Annotated in this window: 1 protein-coding gene; it reads right to left on the bottom strand. The window is 67.7% G+C overall.

Translation table 11 applies throughout. The features are described 5' to 3' along the window. Positions 1-201, bottom strand: a 201-nt coding sequence (locus L981_RS33075; RefSeq protein WP_043627288.1) for an ATP-binding cassette domain-containing protein, incomplete at both ends; no start/stop codon positions are given.

Raw genomic sequence — 201 nt, 5'->3', positions numbered from 1 at the left:
CGTCCTGGTCATGGGTGACGAAGATGGTGGTGTGGCCGGTGCGGTCATGAATGTCGCGCAGCCACTTGCGCAGTTCTTTGCGCACCTGGGCATCGAGCGCACCGAAGGGTTCGTCGAGCAGAAGCACGTTCGGTTCCACCGCCATGGCGCGGGCGAGCGCCACGCGCTGGCGCTGGCCGCCCGACAGCTGCGCCGGATAGC

Origin of the sequence: Ensifer sp. ZNC0028, from assembly GCF_000799055.1 — a bacterium.
Taxonomy (GTDB): domain Bacteria; phylum Pseudomonadota; class Alphaproteobacteria; order Rhizobiales; family Rhizobiaceae; genus Ensifer.
This window is presented reverse-complemented; position numbering and strand designations above follow the sequence as displayed.